A 20,798-nucleotide genomic window follows, 5' to 3' on the forward strand; every position below is an offset into this window, starting at 1 on the left:
CGGTCACCAAGGACGGCGTGTCCGTGGCCAAGGAAATCGAGCTGAAGGACAAGCTGCAGAACATGGGCGCGCAGATGGTCAAGGAAGTCGCTTCCAAGACCAGCGACATCGCCGGTGACGGCACCACCACCGCCACCGTGCTGGCCCAGGCCATCGTGCGCGAAGGCATGAAGTACGTGGCCGCCGGCATGAACCCGATGGACCTCAAGCGCGGCATCGACAAGGCCGTGACCGCCCTGACCGAGCAGCTGAAGTCGGCCTCCAAGGCCACCACGACCAGCAAGGAAATCGCCCAGGTCGGCTCCATCTCCGCCAACTCCGACGCCTCCATCGGCGACATCATCGCCAAGGCGATGGACAAGGTCGGCAAGGAAGGCGTGATCACCGTCGAAGACGGCAAGAGCCTGGAAAACGAACTCGACATCGTCGAAGGCATGCAGTTCGACCGCGGCTACCTGTCGCCCTACTTCATCAACAACCCGGAAAAGCAGTCCGCGCTGCTCGACAACCCGTTCGTGCTGCTGTACGACAAGAAGGTGTCCAGCATCCGTGACCTGCTGCCCGTGCTGGAGCAGGTCGCCAAGGCTTCGCGCCCGCTGCTGATCATCGCGGAAGAAGTCGAAGGCGAAGCGCTGGCAACGCTGGTGGTCAACACCATCCGCGGCATCCTGAAGGTCGTGGCCGTCAAGGCGCCGGGCTTCGGCGACCGCCGCAAGGCCATGCTGGAAGACATCGCCATCCTGACCGGCGGCAAGGTGATCTCCGAGGACGTGGGCCTGACGCTCGAGAAGGTGACGCTGGCCGACCTGGGCCAGGCCAAGCGCATCGAAGTGGGCAAGGAAAACACCACCATCATCGACGGCTCCGGTGCCGCCGCCGACATCGAAGCCCGCGTGAAGCAAGTGCGCGTGCAGATCGAGGAAGCCACCAGCGACTACGACCGTGAAAAGCTGCAAGAGCGCGTGGCCAAGCTGGCCGGCGGCGTTGCGGTGATCAAGGTCGGCGCGGCCACCGAAGTCGAGATGAAGGAAAAGAAGGCACGCGTGGAAGACGCGCTGCACGCCACCCGCGCTGCCGTGGAAGAAGGCATCGTGGCTGGTGGCGGCGTTGCGCTGCTGCGCGCCAAGCAAGCCGCCGGCGAGATCAAGGGCGACAACGCCGACCAGGACGCCGGCATCAAGCTGGTGCTCAAGGCCATCGAGTCGCCGCTGCGCGAGATCGTCTTCAACGCCGGTGGCGAAGCCTCCGTCGTCGTGGCCGCGGTGCTGGCCGGCAAGGGCAACTACGGCTTCAACGCCGCCAACGACACCTATGGCGACATGATCGAAATGGGCATCCTGGACCCGACCAAGGTGACCCGCACCGCGCTGCAGAACGCCGCGTCGGTCGCATCGCTGATGCTGACCACTGAAGCGATGATCGCCGAAGCGCCGAAGGAAGAGTCCGGCGCCGGCGGCGGCATGGGCGGCGGCATGGGTGGGATGGGCGGCATGGGCGGCATGGATATGTAATGCCTGCTTCACTCTGAAATCGCCGCGCGATTTCAGAGTGCTGTCTAGTCAGATGCAAAAAGCCGGGTCAAGCCCGGCTTTTTGCATTGAGGGATCGCGCTGCATGTTATTTCGCGCGATCCGGTGCCTCTAGAGGTTTTCTTTTTCCTCAGACGGCGCCGGGGGGCAGGGCCGCCACATCCGGCAGCGCCGGGCCTGCGCCCCATTCGTTGGCCGGAACGCTGGGCTGGATCCAGAAGTAGACCAGCGCGATGAAGCCGACGACCGGGATCAGGCCCAGCAGCATCAGCCAGCCGGTCTTGCCGGTGTCGTGCAGGCGGCGGGCGCCGGCGCCCAGGCCGGGCAGCAGCAGCGCCAATGCCGCCACGACGTACAGCGTGTTGCTGAGTAGGCCGGCGACGAGCAGCACGACGACCTGCGCCAGGAAGAACCACCAGAATTCCTCCTTGCCGGCGCGGCCCTTGAAGTCCACGTATTTGTCGCGCAGGCAGGTGATCACGACTTGCTTGATGTCCATAAAGCCCTCCAGTTGAGTTGGCGCGCCATGATAGGCCTCAAAGCAGCTTTTGCAGCAATCCGGCTGTCGAGGGATCCACTCCGTCCATGGCATGCGTCGCGAAACGCCTGGCGATGTCCTGCGCCAGGACCTTGCCCAGCTCCACGCCCCACTGGTCGAAGCTGTTGATGCCCCAGAGCGCGCCGCTCACGAACACGCGGTGCTCGTACAGCGCCAGGAAGGCGCCCAGGCTGCGCGGCGTCAGGGCGTCCAGCAGGAAAAAGGTGCTGGGCCTGTTGCCCGGAAAGTCGCGGTGGCCGCTGGCGTCGGCCCTGCCCTGCATCAGGGCCTGTGACTGCGCCAGCGCATTGGCTAGCAGCAGCGCGTGGTGCTCCGGCAGCGCGTGCGCCGGTTCGCGCACGGCGATGAATTCCACCGGCACCCGGTCGGTGCCCTGGTGCAGCATTTGGAAATACGCGTGCTGGCCGTTGGTGCCGGGCTCGCCCCACAGCACCGGCGAAGTGGCGAACGGCAGCGGCTGGCCATCCAGGTCCACGCGTTTGCCATTGCTCTCCATTTCCAGCTGCTGCAGGTAGGCCGGCAACCGCCGCAAGGCGCTGTGGTATGGCGCGATGCTGCGGCTGGTAAAGCCGTGGAAGTTGCGGTACCAGAGGTCCAGCAGCCCCAGGCGCACCGGCAGGTTGCGCTCCAGCGCCTCGGTGCGAAAGTGCTGGTCCATGGCGTGCGCGCCGGCCAGCAGCTCGCGAAAGCCCTGCGCGCCGACGGCGATGGCGATCGGCAGGCCGATGCTGGACCACAGCGAGTAGCGCCCGCCCACCCAGTCCCAGAAGCCGAAGGTGGTTGCGATGCCGAAGTCGCGCGCGGCCTGCACGTTGGTGGTGAGCGCGGCGAAGTGGCGCGCGATGTCGGTGCCGCCCTCGGCCTCGAACCAGCGTTTGGCCGAGCGCGCATTGGTCATCGTCTCCAGCGTGGTGAAGGTCTTGGAGGCGATGAGGAACAGCGTGCTTTGCGGGCGCAGGCGGCGCAGCACACCAGCGAGTTCGTGGCCGTCGATGTTGGACACGAAGTGCAGGCGCTTGCCCGGGTCCGCGAAGGCATCCAGCGCGGCCACGGCCATCTGCGGGCCCAGGTCCGAGCCGCCGATGCCGATGTTCACCACGTCGGTGATCGCGGCGTCGGCGCGCACCTGCTCGGCATAGGCCAGCATGGCGTCCAGCGTGGAATGCACCAGCGCCAGGTCGGGATCGGGGCTGCCACCTTCGGGCACGCGCAGCAGCCAGTGCTTCACCGCACGCTGTTCGGTGGTGTTGATCGCCTCGCCGGCGAACATGGCGTCGCGCCGCCGCTCCAGGCCGCGCTCGCGCGCCAGCGCGAACAGGTGCGCCTCGGCTTGCGTGTCGATCGCATTCTTCGAGAGGTCGGCGAAGACATGGGGCGCCTGCTGGCTGAACGACGCGAAACGCTTGTCGTCGCGCCGGAACGCGTCGCGCGCGTCGAACGTGCCGCCCGTGCTGCCGTAGTGGTCCTGCAGCGCGGCCCAGGCCTTGGTCTGGTGGCAGCGCGGCCCGGTGGCAATGCTCATGACTTCAGGGTCTTCATCAGCTGTTCGAGGTCGGACGTGTCTGCGACGAAAGCGCGGATGCCTTCAGCCAGCTTTTCGGTCGTCATCGCGTCCTGGTTCAGCGCGAGGCGAAACTCCGGCTCGGTGTATTCCCGGTTCGAGAGCTCCTCCACCGGCCCGCCCCGCGGCTCGAGCACGCGCGCCACCGGCTCTTCGGAGGCAGCTAGCTTGGCCAGCAGATCCGGGCTGATGGTGAGCAGGTCGCAGCCGGCCAACGCCACGATCTGGCCCACGTTGCGAAAGCTCGCGCCCATCACTTCCGTGGCAATGCCGAACATCTTGAAGGTGTCGTAGATCCAGCGCACCGTCATGACGCCGGGGTCGTTGGCGCCGGCATTTGCAGCCTCGTCCCAGGCACTGCCCGCGGACTTCTTGTGCCAGTCGTAGACGCGCCCGACGAAGGGCGAGATCAGCTTCACCTTGGCCTCGGCGCACGCCATGGCCTGGTGGGGAGAAAACAGCAGCGTGAGATTGGTGTGGATGCCGCGCCGCTCCAGCTCGCGCGCGGCCTGGATGCCTTCCCAGGTGGCCGCGATCTTGATGAGCACACGGTCCGCGCGGATGCCTTCGGCGCGGTAGAGGTCGATGATGCGCTCAGCCCGGGAGACGGTCGCCGCCGTGTCGAAGCTCAGCTGCGCATCCACTTCGGTGGAGACACGGCCGGAGATCAGCGACAGGATCTCGCAGCCGAAGCGCACCAGCAGCCGGTCCATCACCTCGTCCAGCGGCTCCCACCGGAATTTCGACACGGTGTCTTCCAGCAGCGGCGCGTATTCGGGCTTCTGAACCGCCTTGAGGATCAGCGAGGGATTGGTCGTGGCGTCGCGCGGCTGGAACTGCGCGATCTGCTTGAAGTCGCCGGTGTCGGCCACCACCGTGGTGAACTGCCGGAGCGCGTCGAGTTGGTTCATGCGGGCAATTATGAAGCGCGCCGGACACGTTACAGTGGCGCGATGAAGCAGGAATGGAGCGCATGAGTTTCGATCTGGTGTTATTCGGCGGCACGGGCGACCTGGCGTGGCGCAAGCTCATGCCGGCACTGTTCCAGGCCTTCCGCCACGGCACCTTGCCCAAGGACGGCCGGATCATCGGCGTGGCGCGCGACGAGCTCAGCGACGAGGCCTACCGCGCGCTCATCCGCTCGCGCTTCGAGGAGGTCGACCTCGCCAAGCGGCCGACGCCGGAAGAGTTCGATGCGTTCGCGCAGCGGCTGCACTTCCTGCGCATGGATCTCTCCAAGCCCGACGATTACCAGCGCCTGGCCGCCACCCTGCAGGAGCGCGCCGCCGAGGTGGTGGTGATGTACCTCGCCACCGCGCCCAACCTGTTCACCGTCGCCTGCGAGCAGCTGGCCGCCGCCGGCCTGAACACGCCGCGCACGCGCCTGGTGCTGGAAAAGCCGCTGGGCGTGGACCTCGCATCCAACCGCGAGATCAACGCCACCGCGCAGCGCGTGCTGAGCGAGCAGCAGATCTTCCGCATCGACCACTACCTGGGCAAGCCGTCGGTGCAGAACCTGTTCGCGCTGCGCTTCGGCAACACCCTGTTCGAGCCGCTGTGGCGGCGCGAGAACATCGCCAACATCCAGATCACGATTGCGGAAGACCTGGGCGTGGAGCGGCGCGGCGCGTTCTACGACGCCACCGGCGCGCTGCGCGACATGGTGCAGAACCATGCGCTGCAGCTGCTGTGCGCCATCGCCATGGAGCCGCCCATCAATGCGCAGGCCGACGCCATCCGCGACGAAAAGCTCAAGGTGCTGCGTTCGCTGAAGCCCTGGACGCCGCAGGCGCTGGGCCAGCACGTGGTGCGCGGCCAGTACACGGGCGGCGTGGCGGAGGGCGAGGCGGCGCGCGCGTACCGCGAAGAGCCCGGCGTGCGGCCGGACAGCACCACCGAAACCTTCGTCGCGCTGCGCGCCGAGATCGCCAGCTGGCGCTGGGCCGGCGTGCCGTTCTACATCCGCACCGGCAAGCGGCTGGCCGCGCGCGAGGCGCACATCGTGGTGAATTTCCGGCCGACGCCGCACGCGATCTTCGACGCGCCCGCCGGCGCGGCCAACAAGCTGGTGATCAACCTGCAGCCGCGCGACGGCCTGCAGCTGCACCTGCTGGCGCAGGGCCAGGTGAACCGGCGCAACGCGCAGGCGCTGGCGCCGGTGCACCTGGACCTGGACTTCGACCGCAGCTTCGGCTCGGAACGCGTGGGCGCCTACGAACGGCTGCTGCTGGACGTGATCGACGGACGGCTCAACCTGTTCGTGCGCAGCGACGAGCAAGAGGAAGCCTGGCGCTGGGTCGAGCCCATCATGGAGCACTGGGCGCGCGACACCGCGGGCCCGCGTCCCTATGCCGCCGGCACCTGGGGGCCGAGCGCCTCCAGCACCATGCTCGCGCGCGACGGCTTCAGCTGGAGCGAAGAGGGCTGAGCCGGCGCGCGGGAATCAGATCCGGCCTTCTTCCACCGCGTGGCAGGCGATGCGCACGCCCTGGATGGACAGCAGCGCGGGGCGCTCGGCCTTGCAGCGCGCATTGGCGTGCGGGCAGCGCGGATGGAAGGCGCAGCCGTTCGGCGGGTTCAGCGGGTTTGGCACCTCGCCTTGCACCGGCGTGCGTGCGCGGCCGGTGTCGTGCATCTTCGGGATCGCGTCCAGCAGCATGCGCGTGTACGGATGCCGCGGCTGGCCGAACAGCTGGTGCTTGCCCGCGAGCTCCACCAGCCGGCCCAAATACATCACGCCGACCTGGTCGCTCACGTGGCGCACCACGGCCAGGTTGTGCGAGATGAAGAGATAGGTCAGGCCCTGCTCGCGCTGCAGGTCCTTCATGATGTTGAGCACCTGCGCCTGCACGCTCACGTCCAGCGCGCTGGTGGGCTCGTCGCACACCAGGAACTGCGGCTGGGTGGCGAGCGCCCGCGCGATGGAGATGCGCTGGCGCTGCCCGCCCGAGAACTGGTGCGGGTACTTCACGCTGTCCTGCGCGGCCAGGCCGACCGAGCGCAGCAGCGCCTCCACGCGCGTGCGCAGCTCGTCCGCCCGCGTGGCGATGCCGTGCTCCACCAGCGGCTCGGCCACGATGTCCTGCACCCGCCAGCGCGGATTCAGGCTCGCGTACGGGTCCTGGAAGATCATCTGCACGCGCCGGCGCAGCTTGCGGCCCTCGGACGTCTTGAACACCTTGTGCGCCTCGATGCCGTCGAAGATCAGGTCGCCGCGGGTGGGCGGGTACAGCCCCACCAGCAGCCGCGCCACCGTGCTCTTGCCGCAGCCCGACTCGCCCACCAGGGCCAGCGTCTGGCCGCGCTCGATCTCGAAGCTCACGCCGTCCACCGCATGCAGCAGCTGGCGCGGCTTGCGTTCCAGAACGCGGTTGAGCCAGGGCGCGGACACGTCGAAGGTCTTGGCCAGGTCGCGCGCCTGGACCAGCGGAGCCGCGTCGCCCGCGCCCCTCACCCCTGCCCTCTCCCCGGCGGGGAGAGGGAGTGATTCATTCATCACGGCGCTCATGCCGGCACCTGCGCATGCGCGTCGTGCAGCCAGCAGGCCGCGCGGGTGGCGCCTGCCGCCAGCAGCTCGGGGCGTTCCACGCGGCAGCGCTCGAAGACGCGCGGGCAGCGCGGGTTGTAGGCGCAGCCGGGCGGAATGGCGTTCAGCCGCGGCATGGCGCCGTCGATCTGGTTCAGGCGCTCGCGGTCCTGCGTGATGTCGGGAATGGCCGCCATCAGGCCCATGGTGTAGGGATGCGCGGCCTGGTGGATGACCTGGCGCACCGGGCCGATCTCGGCCAGGCGGCCGGCGTACATCACGGCCACGCGGTCGCAGGTTTCGGCGATCACGCCCATGTCGTGCGTGATCAGCATGACGGCGGCGCCGCGGTCCTTGCAGATGCGCTTGAGCAGCTGGATGATCTGCGCCTGGATCGAGACGTCCAACGCCGTGGTGGGCTCGTCGGCGACGATCAGCTTGGGCTCGGCGGCCAGGGCCAGCGCGATCACCACGCGCTGGCGCATGCCGCCTGAGAACTGGTGCGGGTAGTGGTCGATGCGCTGGGCCGCGCCTGGGATGCCGGTGTCTTCCAGGAGGCCGATGGCGCGCCGCTTGGCTTCGGCCGCGCTCACCGGCAGGTGCGTGCGGATGGTTTCCGTGAGCTGCCGCCCGATGCTGTACAGCGGGTTCAGCGAGGTCAGCGGGTCCTGGAAGATCGCGCCGATCTTGCGCCCGCGGATGTGGCGCATGCCGTCGTGCGAGAGGTTGTCGATGCGCTGGCCTTCCAGCAGCACCTGGCCGGAGGCGATGCGCCCGGGCGGCTCCAGGAGGCCGATGATGGCTGCGCCCGTCAGGCTCTTGCCGGCGCCGGATTCGCCCACCACGCCCAGGATTTCTCCGGGCGCGATGTCGAAGCTGATGTCGTCCAGCGCGCGCAGCGTGCCGCGGCGGCCGGGAAATTCGACGACGAGGTTCTTGACCTGCAGCAGGCTCATGGCGTTCCTATTGCAACCTCGGGTTGAGTGCGTCGCGCAGCCAGTCGCCCAACAGGTTCACCGACAGCGAGATGACCACCAGCATGGCGCCCGGGAACACGGTGATCCACCATTCGCCGGAAAAGAGATAGTCGTTGCCCACGCGGATGAGCGTGCCCAGCGACGGCGAGGTCGGCGGCACGCCGACGCCCAGGAACGACAGCGTGGCTTCAGTGATGATGGCCGTGGCCACGTGGATGGTGGCCAGCACCAGCACCGGACCCAGCACGTTGGGCAGCACGTGCCTGCGCATGATGCGCAGCGGCGCCACGCCCGTCACGCGCGCGGCCTGCACGTATTCCTTGTTGCGCTCCACCAGCGTGGAGCCGCGCACCGTGCGCGCGTACTGCACCCAGCCGGTCAGCGTGATCGACACGATCAGCACGCCGAAGGCGACGCTGGTCTGCGCATTGGGGAATAGCGCCCGGCCGACGCCGGCGATCAAGAGCGCCACCAGGATCGGCGGGAAGCTGAGCATGACGTCGCACACCCGCATCAGGAAGCCGTCGACCCAGCCGCCGAGAAAGCCGGCCAGCAGGCCCAGCGCCACGCCGATCACTGCGGACAGCAGCACCGAGACGACACCGATCACCAGCGAGATGCGCGCGCCGTAGATCAGCGCCGAGAGGATGTCGCGGCCCTGGTCGTCGGTGCCCAGCAGGTACTTGGCGCTGCCGGCCGCCGTCCATGCCGGCGGCAGCCGCGCGTCGCCCAGCACCAGCGTGGTGAGGTCGAACGGATCGTGCGGCGACACCCAGGGCGCGAACACCGACGCGAACACGCACACGAACGCCAGCAGCGCGGCGAGCATCGCCATCGGCGAAGTGCGGAAGCTGTGGCCGACATCGCTGTCGAGCCACCCGAAGACCAGTTGTTTCATGCGGGAGCCTCCGCGGGCGCGGCCGCAGGGGCCGCGCCCGGGTCAATGCCTTATTTCTTGACGGAGATCCACTTGAAGTGCATGTAGTTGTCCGCGAGCTGGACCATGTCGACCTTCTTGTTCACGCCCCAGGCCAGCGCCTGCTGGTGCAGCGGCAGGTGGCCGATGTCCGCCGAGTGGATGTCGAAGGCTTCGCGGATCATCGCGTTGCGCTTGTTCTTGTCGGTCTCCGCCTGGATCTTGACGGTCAGCTGGTCCAGCTTGGGATTGCAGTAGGAACCCAGGTTGAACTGGCCGGTGCCCTTGTCGTCCGGGCAGGCGGTCAGCGCATTCAGCGCGTTGTGCGAGTCGTACGTGGTGGGCGTCCAGCCCAGCATGTAGAAGCTGGTGTCGCGGCGCAGCACCTTCGGGAAGTAGGTGCCCTTGGTTTCCGCGGCCAGGTTCACCTTCACGCCCACGCGCGACAGGTTGGCGGCCACCACCTGGCAGATCCGCCCGTCGTTCACGTAGCGGTCGTTCGGGCAGTTCAGCGTGACCTCGAAGCCGCTCGGGTAGCCGGCCTCGGCCAGCAGCTTCTTGGAAGCTTCCGGGTCGTACGGCAGGCGCTTGTTCTGGTCGGCGTTGAAGCCGTTGATGCCTGGGCCCACCAGCAGCGCGGTGGGCTTGGAGGCGCCGCGCATCACGGTCTTCTGGATGCCGTCGATGTCGATGGCCTGGTAGAACGCCTGCCGCACGCGCTTGTCCTTGAAGGGGTTCTTGCCCTTCACGCTGGAGTACTGCAGCTCGTCGCGCTTCTGGTCCATGCCCAGGAAGACGGTGCGCAGCTCCGGCCCGGTGAGCACCTTGGCACCGGCCGAGGCGTTGACCCGCTCGATGTCCTGCACCGGCACCGGCTCCATCACGTCGATTTCGCCGGACAGCAGCGCGGCGACGCGGGTGGCGTCGTTGGCGATCGGGGTGAACACCACCTCCTGCACGTTGCCTTCGATCTTGCCCCAGTAGTTGCCGTTGCGGATGAAGGTCGTGCGCACGTTCGGCTGGCGCTCGCGCAGGCGGAAGGGACCGGTGCCGTTGGAGCGGAACGAGGCCGCGTTCTCGATGCCCTTGCGGCGGTCCACCGGCTTGGTCGCCTGGTTGGCCTCGCACCACTTCCTGCTCATGATGAAGGTGGTGGAGAGCTGGTCGGGCAGGATCGGGAACGGCGTCTTGGTCTCGATGTCGACCGTGTGGTCGTCGACCTTGCGCACTTCCTTGATGTCGTTGACGTTGCTCTTGAGGTCGGACCCTTCGCCGGCCACGCGCGCCAGCGAGAACACCACGTCGTCGGCGGTGAACGGCGTGCCGTCGTGGAACAGCACGCCGCGGCGCAGCTCGAAGCGCCACACCGTGGGCGATGTCTGCTTCCAGGAGGTGGCCAGCGCCGGAGCGAGGGTCAGGTCCTTGGCGCGCCCGACCAGGGGCTCGTAGACGTTGCCCGTCACCGACAGCTGCAGCGACTCGTTGAGCGAATGCGGGTCCATCGACAGCGCGTCGCCCTGGTTGGCGATGCGCACCGTCTGCGCCTGCGCGCCCAAGGCGGCCGCGCACAGGATGGCGGCTGCCAGGAAGCGGGGTTTGAATTTCATCGTGTTCTCCTCGGTCGGAAAGGGATAAGCGGTTCGAAAGCGTGCGTCGGTGCTCAGGCCAGCGGCATCGAGCGCTCCGCTAGGCTCGCGTGCATGGCGGCGCCCAGCGGGAGGATCTCGTCGTTAAAGTCGTAGCGGCTGTTGTGGAGCATGCAGCTGCCCTCGCCCCCCTGGCCGATGCGCATGTAGGCGCCCGGCTTGGCTTGCAGCATGAAGGAGAAATCTTCGGCGCCCATGCTGGGCTCGATGTCGCGCACCACGTGCTCGGCGCCCAGCAGCGACTCGGCCACGTCGGCGGCGAACATCGCCTCGCGCGGCGAATTGACGGTGGCCGGGTAGACGCGCTCGTACTGCACCGTGGCTGTGGCCCCGAACCCGAGCGCGATTGCGCTGCACAGCTCGTTGAGGCGCCGCTCGACCTGCGCCTGCACCTCGCGGCGGAAGGTGCGCACCGTGCCCACCAGCGTCGCCTTGCCGGGGATCACGCTCATGGCGTGCAGGTCGCCGGCCTGCATGGCGCACAGGCTGATCACGGCGCCGTCGACCGGCCTGACGTTGCGCGACACGATGCTCTGCACCGCGGTGATGATGTGCGCGGCCACCAGCACCGGGTCGACCGTGAGGTAGGGATGCGCGCCATGGCCGCCCTTGCCGGTGATCTCGATGGTGATGCGGTCGGCCGCCGCCATCAGCGGGCCGGGATTGATGCCGATGGTGCCCGGCTGCATGGCCGGCCAGTTGTGCATGGCGTAGACCGCCTGCACCGGGAAGCGCTCGAACAGGCCGTCTTCGATCATCGCCTTGGCGCCGGCGAAGCCTTCTTCGCCGGGCTGGAAGACCAGCACCGCGGTGCCGTCGAAGTTGCGCGTTTCGGCCAGGTAGCGCGCCGCGCCCACCAGCATGGCGACGTGACCGTCGTGGCCGCAGCCGTGCATCATGCCGCCGCGCTGCGAGCGCCACGGGAACTCGTTGTGCTCGCTCATGGTGAGCGCGTCCATGTCGGCACGCAGGCCGACCATGCGGCCGCTGGCGTGGCGCTGGCCGCGGATCACGCCGACCACGCCGGTGCGGCCGATGCCGGTGTGCACCTCGTCCACGCCGCACAGGCGCAGCGCTTCCTGCACGCGGCCGGCGGTATAGACCTCCTCGAAGCCGAGCTCGGGATGGGCGTGCAGGTCGCGCCGCAGCGCGGTGAGCTCGGAGTGGAAGTCGGCGATGCGCGAGAACGCGCGGCCGTGCACGGTGTAGCGGGGCGAGGGAGCGGCGGCCAGCATCAGTGCCCCCCCGCCTTGCCCACGCGCAGGCGCGGATCCACCACCACGTAGAGCAGGTCCACCACCAGGTTGATCACCACGAAGATCAGGGCGATCAGGCACAGGTAGGCAGCCATCACAGGGATGTCGGCGAAGGTCACGGCCTGGATGAACAGCAGGCCCATGCCGGGCCACTGGAACACCGTCTCGGTGATGATGGCGAAGGCGATCAGGCCGCCCAGCTGCAGGCCGGTGATGGTCATCACCGGCACCAGGGTGTTCTTCAGCGCATGGCCGAAATGGATGGCGCGGTTCGACAGGCCGCGCGCCCGGGCGAACTTGATGTAGTCGGTGCGCAGCACTTCCAGCATCTCGGAGCGCACCAGCCGCATGATCAGCGTGAGCTGGAACACGGCCAAGGTGATGGCCGGCAGGATCACGTGCAGCCAGCCGTCGCGCGTGAGCAGGCCGGTGGTCCACCAGCCCAGGTCGATCGATTCGCCGCGGCCGAAGCTCGGGAACCAGCCCAGGGTGACGGCGAACACCAGGATCAGCAGGATGCCGGTGAGGAAGGTGGGCAGCGACACGCCGAGCAGCGAGAACGTCATGAACACCTGGCTCAGGAAGCTGCCGCGGCGCAGGGCGGAATACACGCCCATCGGAATGCCCGCCAGCAGCGCCAGGCCCGCGGCCACGAGCGAGAGCTCCAGCGTGGCGGGGAAACGTTCGGCTATCAGCCGCGACACCTTGGCGCCCTGGCGCAGGCTCAGGCCGAACTCGCCCTGGGCGGCGTTGACCAGGAAATGCCAGAACTGCACGACAAAGGGCCGGTCGAGGCCAAGGTCCTGGCGCAGTTGGCGGATCTGGTCGGGCTTGGCGTCCTGCCCGAGCAGGAACACGACCGGGTCGCCGACATACTGGAACAGCAGGAAGGCGATGAAGGCGACCGACACCATGACGATGACGGCTTGGACGAGGCGGTTCAGGATGAAGGCGAGCATCGGCAGCAGCTTACAGGCGGTGGATGCTAGCAGAGCAAGCGTGGTGCCAACACAGGGGTTTCCTTGCCCCGCATGGGTGGAAAACAGCACGGTCCGCCAATAAAAAAGCCGCCCGAAGGCGGCTTTCAAGTTTCTTCTTTTTGTAAAGCCGGCACGGGGCCAGCCTGTCATCAGAAGCTGTGGCGGATGCCCAGGTCGTAGCCCGTGGACGAGCCGTTCACACCGGTGACAGCGCCGTTCAGCGCTTGCGTGGCGCCGCCGGAGTTCTTCACGCGGGCAGCGGTCACGTACAGAGCGGTACGCTTGGACAGGTTGTGCACGTAGCCCAGAGCGAACTTCTTGCTGGTCGGGTCGCCAGCGGAGTCGGCGCTGTAGCGCGAGTAGGAAGCGCGGATTTCGCCGGCGCCCACGGGCACCAGGGTACCGACCAGCCAGCCCTTGCCGTCACGCAGACCCGTAGTCGCGGTGCTGGAGCCTGCCGCAAAGGCGCCCTTGTCGCGCGCGTAATGCGCCATCAGCTTGGCCACGCCGAAGTCCCATTGGCCGCCGATGTTGGCCTGCTTGCTGTTACCGACGAGGTAGTCCGTCTTGCTGAACGCCACGGCAACGTTGAACGGGCCGCTGGCGAAGCCCACGCGAAGGCCATAGCCCTTGCCGTCGTCTTCCGTCGGGGTGCCGGAGCTGTTCTCACCCATGTAGTACTGCACCTGGCCGTAGAAGCCGCCCAGGTTCGGGGGCAGGAAGTAGCCGATGGAGTTGGACGCACGAACTTGCGTCGGGCCGGTGATGATGGAGTTCAGGGTCTGGGTGGTGCCCACGCCGTTCGTGCCGAACGGATCGAACACGGTCAGGTTCCAGAACTGCGGGCTGTAGTCACGGCCCATGCGCAGTTCGCCCCAGCCGCCGGCCAGGCTCACGGTGGAGCGGCGGTTGAAGGTCAGGCCGCCGCCACCGGTAAGGCCGGAACCCTGGTTGTTGGTGTTGGTGTTGATGCCGGAGCCGTTGTCGTTGGCCACGCCGGCTTCCAGCCAGAACGAGGCGGACATGCCACCACCGAGGTCTTCCGTGCCGCGGAAGCCCAGGCGCGAGCTGTTGTAGCCGGAGTTGCCCAGCTGGGTCTTGCTGGACACCGAGCCGGAGCCACGCTGCACGGTCGCGTCAACGACACCGAACAGCGTGACCGACGATTGGGCGGATGCGGCACCCGCGGCGGCCATCACTGCCAGCGCGATCAGGGACTTTTTCATTTGCAAGTTTCTCCAAGGTTAAACAAGGGGCTCCGGGATTTCGTGAGGAGGCGCTGCAGGCACGTTGCGCTTTCCACCGGACTCTCCGGGCCAACCTCCGTTCGGGAAGTTGTCCGCTATTGCACCAGACGGCTTTTTCTTACGCAAAGTATTTAGGCCTCGTTTCGGCATTTCGTTGCACCAGGACAACATACGCGAATGGCTCAGTAGGAGAGGCGCAACAAGGGAGCTTTTGTTGCGCATCGTGGAAGCTGGCTTAGGGGTAAACGTCGCTTGACGCTGGCCTGGGCCTGCGCCTCGACGCACTAAACTGGCGCCATGGATGCATTTCTCGGCGCTGCCGACAGCGCGTTGCGCACCTTGTTCGCGCGTCCGCGCGCCGCCCGTGCCTGTCCGGTGGTGCCGGCCGACGACACCCAGCTGGATGCCGCGCAGCGCCGCCAGTCCGCCGCGCTGATGCGGGTCAACCACGTGGGCGAGGTCTGCGCCCAGGCACTCTACAGCGCGCAGGCCCTGGCCACGCCGAACGCGGCCTTGCGCCGGCAGTTCCTCGACGCCTCGCGCGAGGAAACCGACCACCTCGCCTGGACGCAGGCGCGGCTGGACGAATTGGGCGCGCGGCCGTCGCTGCTCAATCCGCTCTGGTATGCCGGCGCCTTCGGGCTGGGGCTGCTTGCCGGCCGCCTGGGCGATCCGGTCAGCCTGGGTTTCGTGGTGGAGACCGAGCGCCAGGTCGAAGCGCACCTGCAAAGCCACCTGGAACGGCTGCCGGCTGCCGACCACGCCTCGCGTGCCATCGTGGCGCAGATGAAGGAGGACGAGGTGGCGCATGCGCGCATTGCGCAGCAGGCGGGGGCGGTCGAACTGCCGCTGCCGGCACGCCTGCTGATGAAGATGGCGGCCAAGGTGATGACCACCACCGCGCACTACATCTGAGCCGAAGGCCTGCGCCGGGCGGCGCTCAGGCCTCCACCAGCTCGAAGCTGGTGGTCATGCTGGCGGTCTTCATCAGCATGGCGCTGGCGGAACAGTATTTCTCGTGGCTGAGCGTCACGGCGCGCCCCACGGCTTCCGCCGCGATGCCTTTGCCCGTCACGGTGAAGTGCATGTGGATAGTGGTGAACACCTTGGGGTCGGCCGGCGCGCGTTCGGCGGTGAGCTTGACCGTGCAGCCGCGCACGTCGTGGCGGCCGCGCTTGAGGATCAGCACCACGTCGTAGGCGGTGCAGCCGCCGGTGCCGGCCAGCACGGTTTCCATCGGCCGCGGCGCCTGGTTGCGGCCACCCTGCTCCGGCTTGGCTTCGTCCACCGCGCCGTCCATCACCAGCACGTGGCCGCTGCCGGTTTCGGCGATGAATCCCATCGGCGAACGCGTTCCCGCGCCGCCGGTCCAGCTCACTGTGCATTCCATTTTCAGTTCCTTCGTCGCACGTTGTGCAATGCAACAAACACGGGCTATACTGGCCCGGAGCATAGCGATTCGGGATGGCCCTCCAGCGTGGCGGCCCATCGGCGAAGTGCGATGCACCGCTTGTCTCCTCCACCTCCTCTTTGGTGGATTTGCCCCCGGGTCGCAAGGCCCGGGGGCTTTTTCGTGGCCCTTTATCATTCCGCGTGATGAAAAAGCATCTGCAGCCGGCCGACTACCTCAAGAAGATCCTGACGGCCCGCGTGTACGACGTGGCGGTGGAATCCGCCCTCGAACCCGCCAAGAACCTGAGCCGGCGGCTGCACAACAAGGTGCTGCTCAAGCGCGAGGACCAGCAGCCGGTGTTCTCCTTCAAGCTGCGCGGCGCCTACAACAAGATGGTGCAGTTGCCGCCCGAGCAGCTGCGGCAAGGCGTGATCTGCGCCTCGGCCGGCAACCATGCGCAGGGCGTGGCGATGGCGGCGCACCGGCTGGGCGTGCGCGCGGTGATCGTCATGCCGGTCACCACGCCGCAGCTGAAGATCGACGGCGTCAAGGCGCTGGGCGGCGAGCCGGTGCTGCACGGCGACAGCTACTCCGACGCCTACGGCCGCGCGGTCGAGATCGAGAAAGAGCAGGGCCTGACCTTCGTGCACCCGTTCGACGACCCCGACGTGATCGCCGGCCAGGGCACCATCGCCATGGAGATGCTGCGCCAGCACCAGGGCCCGCTGCATGCCGTGTTCGTCGCCATCGGCGGCGGCGGGCTGATCTCCGGCGTGGCGAGCTACATCAAGGCGATCCGCCCCGAGATCAAGGTGATCGGCGTGCAGATGAACGACTCGGACGCCATGATGCGTTCGGTCGCCGCCGACAAGCGCGTGACGCTGGACGACGTCGGCCTGTTCTCCGACGGTACCGCCGTCAAGCTGGTGGGCGAGGAAACCTTCCGCCTCGCGCGCGAGCTGGTCGACGACTTCATGCTGGTGGACACCGATGCCGTGTGCGCCGCCATCAAGGACGTGTTCGCCGACACGCGCAGCATCGTCGAGCCGGCCGGCGCGATGGCGGTGGCGGCCATCAAGCAGTACGTGGCCGAACACAAGACGCGCGGCGAAACCTACGCCGCCATCCTGTGCGGCGCCAACATGAACTTCGACCGGCTGCGCTTCGTGGCCGAGCGCGCCGAAGTGGGCGAGGAGCGCGAGGCGCTGCTGGCCGTCACGATTCCCGAGGAGCGCGGCAGCTTCCGGCGCTTTTGCGAGCTGATCGGCAGCCTGCCGGGCGGGCCGCGCAACGTCACCGCGTTCAACTACCGCATCAGCGACGAGAGCGCCGCGCACGTGTTCGTCGGCCTGACGGCGCAGGGCAAGGGCGAGTCCGCGCGCATCGCCGCCAACTTCACCAAGCACGGCTTCGCGGCGCTGGACCTCACGCACGACGAGCTCGCCAAGGACCACGTGCGCCACATGGTGGGCGGCCACTCGCCGCTGGCGAAAGACGAGCGCCTGCTGCGCTTCATCTTCCCGGAGCGGCCGGGCGCGCTGATGAAGTTCCTCTCGCACATGCGGCCGACCTGGAACATCTCGCTGTTCCACTACCGCAACCAGGGTGCCGACTACGGCCGCATCCTGGTCGGCATCCAGGTGCCGCAGGCCGACGGCGAGGAGTTCCGCGCCTTCCTGGACACGCTGGGCTATCCCTTCGTCGAGGAGACCGACAACCCGGTCTACCGCCTGTTCCTGCGCAGCTGAAGCCCGAACGTGAACGCACTGCGCGACCCCCTGCAACAGTTCCTGCGCCACTACCTGGTGGCGCTGCAGTTCTTCACCCGCGTGCCGGTGACGGGCCCGCTGGCCGACTGGACCGGCTACTCGCCCGAGATGCTGCGCGCGAGCGCGGCGCATTTCCCGGGCGTGGGCCTGCTGGTCGGCATGGTGGCCTGCGTGGCCTTCGCCGTGGCGTCGGTGCTGCTGCCGGCCACGCCGTTCGAGCCGCTGGTCGCCGCTTTCGTCTGCGCCATCGCCACCGCGCTGCTGACCGGCGCCTTCCACGAGGACGGCCTGGCCGACGCGATGGATGGCCTGGGCGGCAGCGCCGTGCGCGAACGCGCGCTGGAGATCATGAAAGATTCGCGCATCGGCTCGTTCGGCGCCGTGGCGCTGGTGCTGGTGCTGGGCCTGAAGATGTCGCTGCTGGCGGCGCTTGCCTCGCGCTCGCCGGCGGCCGTGCTGGCCGCGCTGCTGGCGGGCCACACCGTGTCGCGCTTCTGGCCGCTGCTGGTGGTGCATACGCTGCCGCACGTCGGCGACACGGCCACCTCCAAGAGCAAGCCGCTGGCCGAGTCGATCGGCCGCCGGGCGCTGTACGTCGCCGCCGCCTGGTGCCTGCTGCCGCTGGCGCTGATGGCGGCCGCGCAGGGCATCGCCTTCATGCTGCTGGCGGTGCTGGCCAGCGGATTGGCGCTGCTGGCCATGCGGCGCTGGTTCGCGCACCGGCTGCAGGGCTTCACCGGCGACTGTCTGGGCGCCACGCAGCAGGTGTGCGAGGTGGCGTTCTACCTGGGCTCGGCGGTCGGCATCGGCGTGGGCTGAGGCGACATTCCGGGGGCCATGCCCGGCACCATTCCTGGCGGCACGAGGCCCTGCGGCATACCGGGCGGCGAACGGAACTGCGCCGGCGGCGGCGGAGATTGCATGGGCTGCATCTGCTGCATCGGTGGCACCTGCTGCATCTGCTGCATCGCGCCCGGACCCGGCATGGCCGGGAGGGGGCCCGAAGCACCGGTCGGGCGCGGCGGCAGTTCCAGCGTCAGCACGGGCGGGCCGCCGGGGCCGGTGGCCAGCATGGCGCGGCGCGCATCCACCGACTGCAGCACCAGGTTGTCCACCACCACCGCGCCGACCCGGAACGGCTTGGCCGGCCGGCCATCCACCGCGATCAGCGCGACACCGGAATGCGAACGCGCCGCCGCGATGCCCAGCAATGCGAAGCGGCTGGAGAGCGCCGGCGCGGCGGGCTGCTGCGCCATCGCCACGGGCGTGGAGCCGAGCAGGCGTGCAATGGCGGCGGGATCGGCGGCGACCGGCGGACGGGCTGGCAAGGCGGCGGCCGCAAACCCGGGCGCCGCGGTGCCCAGCTTGAGGCCCCAATACACCGCGCTGGCCGCGGCCAGGGCCCAGACCGCGAAGGTCGTGCCCTGCACGCTCCAGCGGCTCTGCAATGAGGTCGACATGTGGGGATTATCATTGATGCGATCCCACGCCACGCCCCTCATGCACCCCACATCCCTCTCTTTGCGCCGTGCGCTCCAGCGCGGCTTCACCCTGATCGAGCTGATGGTGGTGCTGGTCATCATCGGCGTGCTCGCCGCGCTGATCGTGCCCAACGTGCTGGACCGCGCCGACGACGCGCGCAGCACGGCCGCCCGCACCGACGTCAACAACGTCATGCAGGCGCTCAAGCTCTACAAGCTGGACAACCAGCGCTACCCCACCGCCGAACAGGGCCTGCAGGCGCTGATTGCCCGGCCGGCGGCGGCGCCGGTGCCGCCCAACTGGAAGCCCTACCTGGACAAGCTGCCCAACGATCCGTGGGGCCGCCCGTACCAGTTCCTCAACCCCGGCATCAAGAGCGAAGTGGACGTGATGTCCTTCGGCGCCGACGGCCAGCAGGGCGGCGAGGGCAAGAATGCCGACATCGGCTCCTGGCAATAAAGGAGCCCCCACGTTCCCCGCTGCGCGTGGTTCGCTGCCCCCCGAGGGGGCTCGCCCGGCTTGGGGCGGCCCGGCGCCGGGCGTAGCCCCTCGTGGCTTCACGCTCATCGAGCTGATGATCGTCGTGGCCGTGATGGCCATCGCCACCGCCGGCGTGAGCTTCGCCCTGCGCGATTCGGCGGTGTCGCAGCTCGAGCGCGACGCCGATCGCTTGGCCGCGCTGCTCGAAAGCGCCCGCGCCCAGTCCCGCACGCTGGGCGTGCCGGTGCGCTGGCGCGCGGTGGACGGCGGCTTCCGTTTCGAGGGCCTGCCGCCCAAGGCGCTGCCCGACCGCTGGCTGTCCGAATCCACCGCGGCCGTGCCGTCGGCGCCGCTGGTGCTCGGGCCGGAAGCGGTCATCGGCCCGCAGTCGGTGGTGCTGGTGTCGCAGGCCGCCCCCGGGCGCAGCCTGCGCGTGGCCACCGACGGCCTGCGGCCGTTCGTGGTCGGCGGCGACACCCGATGACCTCCGCACGCGGCTTCACGCTGATCGAGGTATTGGTGGCGCTGGCCATCGTCGCGATCGCGCTGGCCGCGGGCGTGCAGGCCACCGGCGCCCTCACCCGCAACGCGCAGCGCGAGTCCGACATGCTGCTGGCGCGCATCTGCGCCGAAAACGAACTCGGCAAGGTGCGCCTGTCGCGGCAGATGCCCGGCGTGGGCGACACCGATGCGCCTTGCGAACAGGCCGGCCGCAGCTACACCGTGCGGCTGACGGTGGCGCCGACGCCCAACCCCAGCTTCCGCCGCGTCGACGCGACGGTGCTGGACGCCGGCGCGCAGGTGCTCAAGCTGTCCACCGTGGTCGGGCGGTTCTGATGGCCCGCACCGCCATGCCACGCCAGCGCGGCTTCACGCTGGTCGAGATGCTGGTCGCGCTGTTCATCATGGCGATGGTGGCCATCCTCAGCTGGCGCGGCATCGACGGCATGGCGCGCGCGCAGGCGGCCACGCGCGAGCGTGCCGACCAGGTGCTGGCGCTGCAAAACGGCCTGGCGCAATGGAGCGCCGACCTCGACGCGCTAGTACAGTTCCGCGACCTGCGGGCGCTGGACTGGAACGGCCGGGTGCTGCGCCTCACGCGGCGCGACGCCGTGTCGCCCGGCGACGGCGTGCACGTGGTGGGCTGGACCCGGCGCGACGGCCAGTGGCTGCGCTGGCAATCGAACGCCGTGGCCACGCGCGGCGAGGTGGAAGCCGCCTGGCAGCAGGCCGACTTCTGGGCGCAGAACCAGGGCGACGCGCAGCGCCGCCAGGAAGTCGCCATCGCGCCGCTGGAGGAGTGGCAGCTGTTCTATTACCGCGGCGACGCCTGGACCAATCCGCAGTCCAGCGACGCGCAGACCCCGGCCGCCGCCGCGGCAGCCGCGGCCGGCGTGCGCACCAACGTGCTGCCAGATGGCGTGCGGCTAGAGCTGCTGCTGCCGCCCGGGCGCGCGCTGGCCGGGCGCATCACGAT

At 68.5% G+C, this 20,798-nt stretch carries 21 protein-coding genes; 9 read left to right on the top strand and 12 right to left on the bottom strand.

Features of this window, described 5'->3' with window-relative positions; translation table 11 throughout:
• Positions 1–1,511 (top strand): chaperonin GroEL (gene groL, locus H0U68_RS19195; protein WP_296358507.1); only part of this gene is annotated, 1,511 nt, incomplete at its 5' end.
• Between the two features lie 148 nt (positions 1,512–1,659).
• Here the strand turns inward: groL and H0U68_RS19200 are convergent.
• Genes H0U68_RS19200 through tal form a run of 3 tightly spaced genes read right to left on the bottom strand, consistent with a single transcriptional unit; the run spans position 1,660 to position 4,560 of the window.
• A complete protein-coding gene (locus H0U68_RS19200; protein WP_296358508.1) occupies positions 1,660–2,028 on the bottom strand; it encodes a DUF805 domain-containing protein in 369 nt (122 codons plus the stop codon).
• A 37-nt stretch (positions 2,029–2,065) separates the two neighbouring features.
• The gene (gene pgi / locus H0U68_RS19205; protein ID WP_296358509.1) at positions 2,066–3,610 is read right to left on the bottom strand and encodes a glucose-6-phosphate isomerase; all 1,545 of its coding nucleotides are present in this window, start codon (positions 3,608–3,610) and stop codon (positions 2,066–2,068) included.
• On the bottom strand, positions 3,607–4,560 hold the full coding sequence (tal, locus tag H0U68_RS19210; RefSeq protein ID WP_296358510.1) for a transaldolase: 954 nt from the start codon (positions 4,558–4,560) through the stop codon (positions 3,607–3,609). Before tal ends, pgi begins: the two co-directional genes overlap by 4 nt.
• A gap of 62 nt (positions 4,561–4,622) precedes the next feature.
• Between tal and zwf the strand changes: the two genes are divergently transcribed.
• The gene (gene zwf / locus H0U68_RS19215) at positions 4,623–6,077 is read left to right on the top strand and encodes a glucose-6-phosphate dehydrogenase (protein WP_296358511.1); all 1,455 of its coding nucleotides are present in this window, start codon (positions 4,623–4,625) and stop codon (positions 6,075–6,077) included.
• A gap of 15 nt (positions 6,078–6,092) precedes the next feature.
• Here the strand turns inward: zwf and H0U68_RS19220 are convergent, their stop codons facing one another.
• From H0U68_RS19220 to H0U68_RS19250, 7 genes are all read right to left on the bottom strand, one after another.
• A complete protein-coding gene (locus H0U68_RS19220) occupies positions 6,093–7,145 on the bottom strand; it encodes a dipeptide ABC transporter ATP-binding protein (protein ID WP_296358512.1) in 1,053 nt (350 codons plus the stop codon).
• An 8-nt stretch (positions 7,146–7,153) separates the two neighbouring features.
• Positions 7,154–8,131 carry an ABC transporter ATP-binding protein gene (locus H0U68_RS19225; protein WP_296358513.1) on the bottom strand — a complete coding sequence of 326 codons (978 nt, stop codon included), beginning with the start codon at positions 8,129–8,131 and terminating at the stop codon, positions 7,154–7,156.
• Between the two features lie 7 nt (positions 8,132–8,138).
• Positions 8,139–9,050 carry an ABC transporter permease gene (locus tag H0U68_RS19230; RefSeq protein WP_296358514.1) on the bottom strand — a complete coding sequence of 304 codons (912 nt, stop codon included), beginning with the start codon at positions 9,048–9,050 and terminating at the stop codon, positions 8,139–8,141.
• 50 nt (positions 9,051–9,100) lie between these two features.
• Positions 9,101–10,675 (bottom strand): ABC transporter substrate-binding protein, encoded by a 1,575-nt coding sequence (locus tag H0U68_RS19235; protein ID WP_296358515.1) that lies wholly within the window; start codon positions 10,673–10,675, stop codon positions 9,101–9,103.
• Positions 10,676–10,728: 53 nt separating this feature from the next.
• On the bottom strand, positions 10,729–11,949 hold the full coding sequence (locus tag H0U68_RS19240; protein ID WP_296358516.1) for a M20 aminoacylase family protein: 1,221 nt from the start codon (positions 11,947–11,949) through the stop codon (positions 10,729–10,731).
• Positions 11,949–12,929 carry an ABC transporter permease gene (locus tag H0U68_RS19245; RefSeq protein WP_296358517.1) on the bottom strand — a complete coding sequence of 327 codons (981 nt, stop codon included), beginning with the start codon at positions 12,927–12,929 and terminating at the stop codon, positions 11,949–11,951. The genes H0U68_RS19240 and H0U68_RS19245 overlap by 1 nt, the downstream gene beginning before the upstream one ends.
• 170 nt (positions 12,930–13,099) lie before the next feature.
• Positions 13,100–14,176 carry a porin gene (locus H0U68_RS19250; protein ID WP_296358518.1) on the bottom strand — a complete coding sequence of 359 codons (1,077 nt, stop codon included), beginning with the start codon at positions 14,174–14,176 and terminating at the stop codon, positions 13,100–13,102.
• A 318-nt stretch (positions 14,177–14,494) separates the two neighbouring features.
• Here H0U68_RS19250 and coq7 point away from each other — a divergent pair, with 318 nt between their 5' ends.
• A complete protein-coding gene (gene coq7 / locus H0U68_RS19255) occupies positions 14,495–15,112 on the top strand; it encodes a 2-polyprenyl-3-methyl-6-methoxy-1,4-benzoquinone monooxygenase (protein ID WP_296358519.1) in 618 nt (205 codons plus the stop codon).
• Between the two features lie 25 nt (positions 15,113–15,137).
• On the opposite strand, the gene H0U68_RS19260 is transcribed toward coq7, so the two are convergent.
• Positions 15,138–15,587 carry an OsmC family protein gene (locus tag H0U68_RS19260; RefSeq protein ID WP_296358520.1) on the bottom strand — a complete coding sequence of 150 codons (450 nt, stop codon included), beginning with the start codon at positions 15,585–15,587 and terminating at the stop codon, positions 15,138–15,140.
• A 206-nt stretch (positions 15,588–15,793) separates the two neighbouring features.
• Here H0U68_RS19260 and ilvA point away from each other — a divergent pair, with 206 nt between their 5' ends.
• Both ilvA and cobS read left to right on the top strand, forming a co-directional pair.
• Positions 15,794–17,338 carry a threonine ammonia-lyase, biosynthetic gene (ilvA, locus tag H0U68_RS19265; RefSeq protein WP_296358521.1) on the top strand — a complete coding sequence of 515 codons (1,545 nt, stop codon included), beginning with the start codon at positions 15,794–15,796 and terminating at the stop codon, positions 17,336–17,338.
• Between the two features lie 9 nt (positions 17,339–17,347).
• Positions 17,348–18,178 (top strand): adenosylcobinamide-GDP ribazoletransferase, encoded by an 831-nt coding sequence (gene cobS / locus H0U68_RS19270; protein WP_296358522.1) that lies wholly within the window; start codon positions 17,348–17,350, stop codon positions 18,176–18,178.
• On the opposite strand, the gene H0U68_RS19275 is transcribed toward cobS, so the two are convergent.
• Complete coding sequence (locus H0U68_RS19275) at positions 18,142–18,819, bottom strand: type II secretion system protein N (RefSeq protein ID WP_296358523.1); 678 nt, start codon at positions 18,817–18,819, stop codon at positions 18,142–18,144. The genes cobS and H0U68_RS19275 overlap by 37 nt on opposite strands.
• Before the next feature lie 40 nt (positions 18,820–18,859).
• Between H0U68_RS19275 and gspG the strand changes: the two genes are divergently transcribed.
• The 4 genes from gspG to H0U68_RS19295 all read left to right on the top strand — a co-directional run.
• Positions 18,860–19,300 carry a type II secretion system major pseudopilin GspG gene (gene gspG / locus H0U68_RS19280; RefSeq protein ID WP_296358524.1) on the top strand — a complete coding sequence of 147 codons (441 nt, stop codon included), beginning with the start codon at positions 18,860–18,862 and terminating at the stop codon, positions 19,298–19,300.
• A gap of 34 nt (positions 19,301–19,334) precedes the next feature.
• Positions 19,335–19,805: a prepilin-type N-terminal cleavage/methylation domain-containing protein gene (locus H0U68_RS19285; RefSeq protein WP_296358527.1), complete on the top strand. Its 471-nt coding sequence runs from the start codon at positions 19,335–19,337 to the stop codon at positions 19,803–19,805.
• On the top strand, positions 19,802–20,158 hold the full coding sequence (gspI, locus tag H0U68_RS19290; RefSeq protein ID WP_296358525.1) for a type II secretion system minor pseudopilin GspI: 357 nt from the start codon (positions 19,802–19,804) through the stop codon (positions 20,156–20,158). The genes H0U68_RS19285 and gspI overlap by 4 nt, the downstream gene beginning before the upstream one ends.
• 14 nt (positions 20,159–20,172) lie before the next feature.
• A partial coding sequence (locus H0U68_RS19295; RefSeq protein ID WP_296358526.1) for a prepilin-type N-terminal cleavage/methylation domain-containing protein occupies positions 20,173–20,798 on the top strand: 626 nt, incomplete at its 3' end.

The organism is Ramlibacter sp., assembly GCF_013697775.1.
In the GTDB taxonomy this organism is placed as follows: Bacteria; Pseudomonadota; Gammaproteobacteria; order Burkholderiales; family Burkholderiaceae_C; genus Ramlibacter.

Coding starts and splice junctions, on each gene's coding strand:
- H0U68_RS19200 (WP_296358508.1), bottom strand. CDS start 2,028: ATGGACATCAAGCAAGTCGTGATCACCTGCCTGCGCGACAAATACGTG.
- pgi (WP_296358509.1), bottom strand. CDS start 3,610: ATGAGCATTGCCACCGGGCCGCGCTGCCACCAGACCAAGGCCTGGGCC.
- tal (WP_296358510.1), bottom strand. CDS start 4,560: ATGAACCAACTCGACGCGCTCCGGCAGTTCACCACGGTGGTGGCCGAC.
- zwf (WP_296358511.1), top strand. CDS start 4,623: ATGAGTTTCGATCTGGTGTTATTCGGCGGCACGGGCGACCTGGCGTGG.
- H0U68_RS19220 (WP_296358512.1), bottom strand. CDS start 7,145: ATGAATGAATCACTCCCTCTCCCCGCCGGGGAGAGGGCAGGGGTGAGG.
- H0U68_RS19225 (WP_296358513.1), bottom strand. CDS start 8,131: ATGAGCCTGCTGCAGGTCAAGAACCTCGTCGTCGAATTTCCCGGCCGC.
- H0U68_RS19230 (WP_296358514.1), bottom strand. CDS start 9,050: ATGAAACAACTGGTCTTCGGGTGGCTCGACAGCGATGTCGGCCACAGC.
- H0U68_RS19235 (WP_296358515.1), bottom strand. CDS start 10,675: ATGAAATTCAAACCCCGCTTCCTGGCAGCCGCCATCCTGTGCGCGGCC.
- H0U68_RS19240 (WP_296358516.1), bottom strand. CDS start 11,949: ATGCTGGCCGCCGCTCCCTCGCCCCGCTACACCGTGCACGGCCGCGCG.
- H0U68_RS19245 (WP_296358517.1), bottom strand. CDS start 12,929: ATGCTCGCCTTCATCCTGAACCGCCTCGTCCAAGCCGTCATCGTCATG.
- H0U68_RS19250 (WP_296358518.1), bottom strand. CDS start 14,176: ATGAAAAAGTCCCTGATCGCGCTGGCAGTGATGGCCGCCGCGGGTGCC.
- coq7 (WP_296358519.1), top strand. CDS start 14,495: ATGGATGCATTTCTCGGCGCTGCCGACAGCGCGTTGCGCACCTTGTTC.
- H0U68_RS19260 (WP_296358520.1), bottom strand. CDS start 15,587: ATGGAATGCACAGTGAGCTGGACCGGCGGCGCGGGAACGCGTTCGCCG.
- ilvA (WP_296358521.1), top strand. CDS start 15,794: ATGAAAAAGCATCTGCAGCCGGCCGACTACCTCAAGAAGATCCTGACG.
- H0U68_RS19275 (WP_296358523.1), bottom strand. CDS start 18,819: ATGTCGACCTCATTGCAGAGCCGCTGGAGCGTGCAGGGCACGACCTTC.
- gspG (WP_296358524.1), top strand. CDS start 18,860: ATGCACCCCACATCCCTCTCTTTGCGCCGTGCGCTCCAGCGCGGCTTC.
- gspI (WP_296358525.1), top strand. CDS start 19,802: ATGACCTCCGCACGCGGCTTCACGCTGATCGAGGTATTGGTGGCGCTG.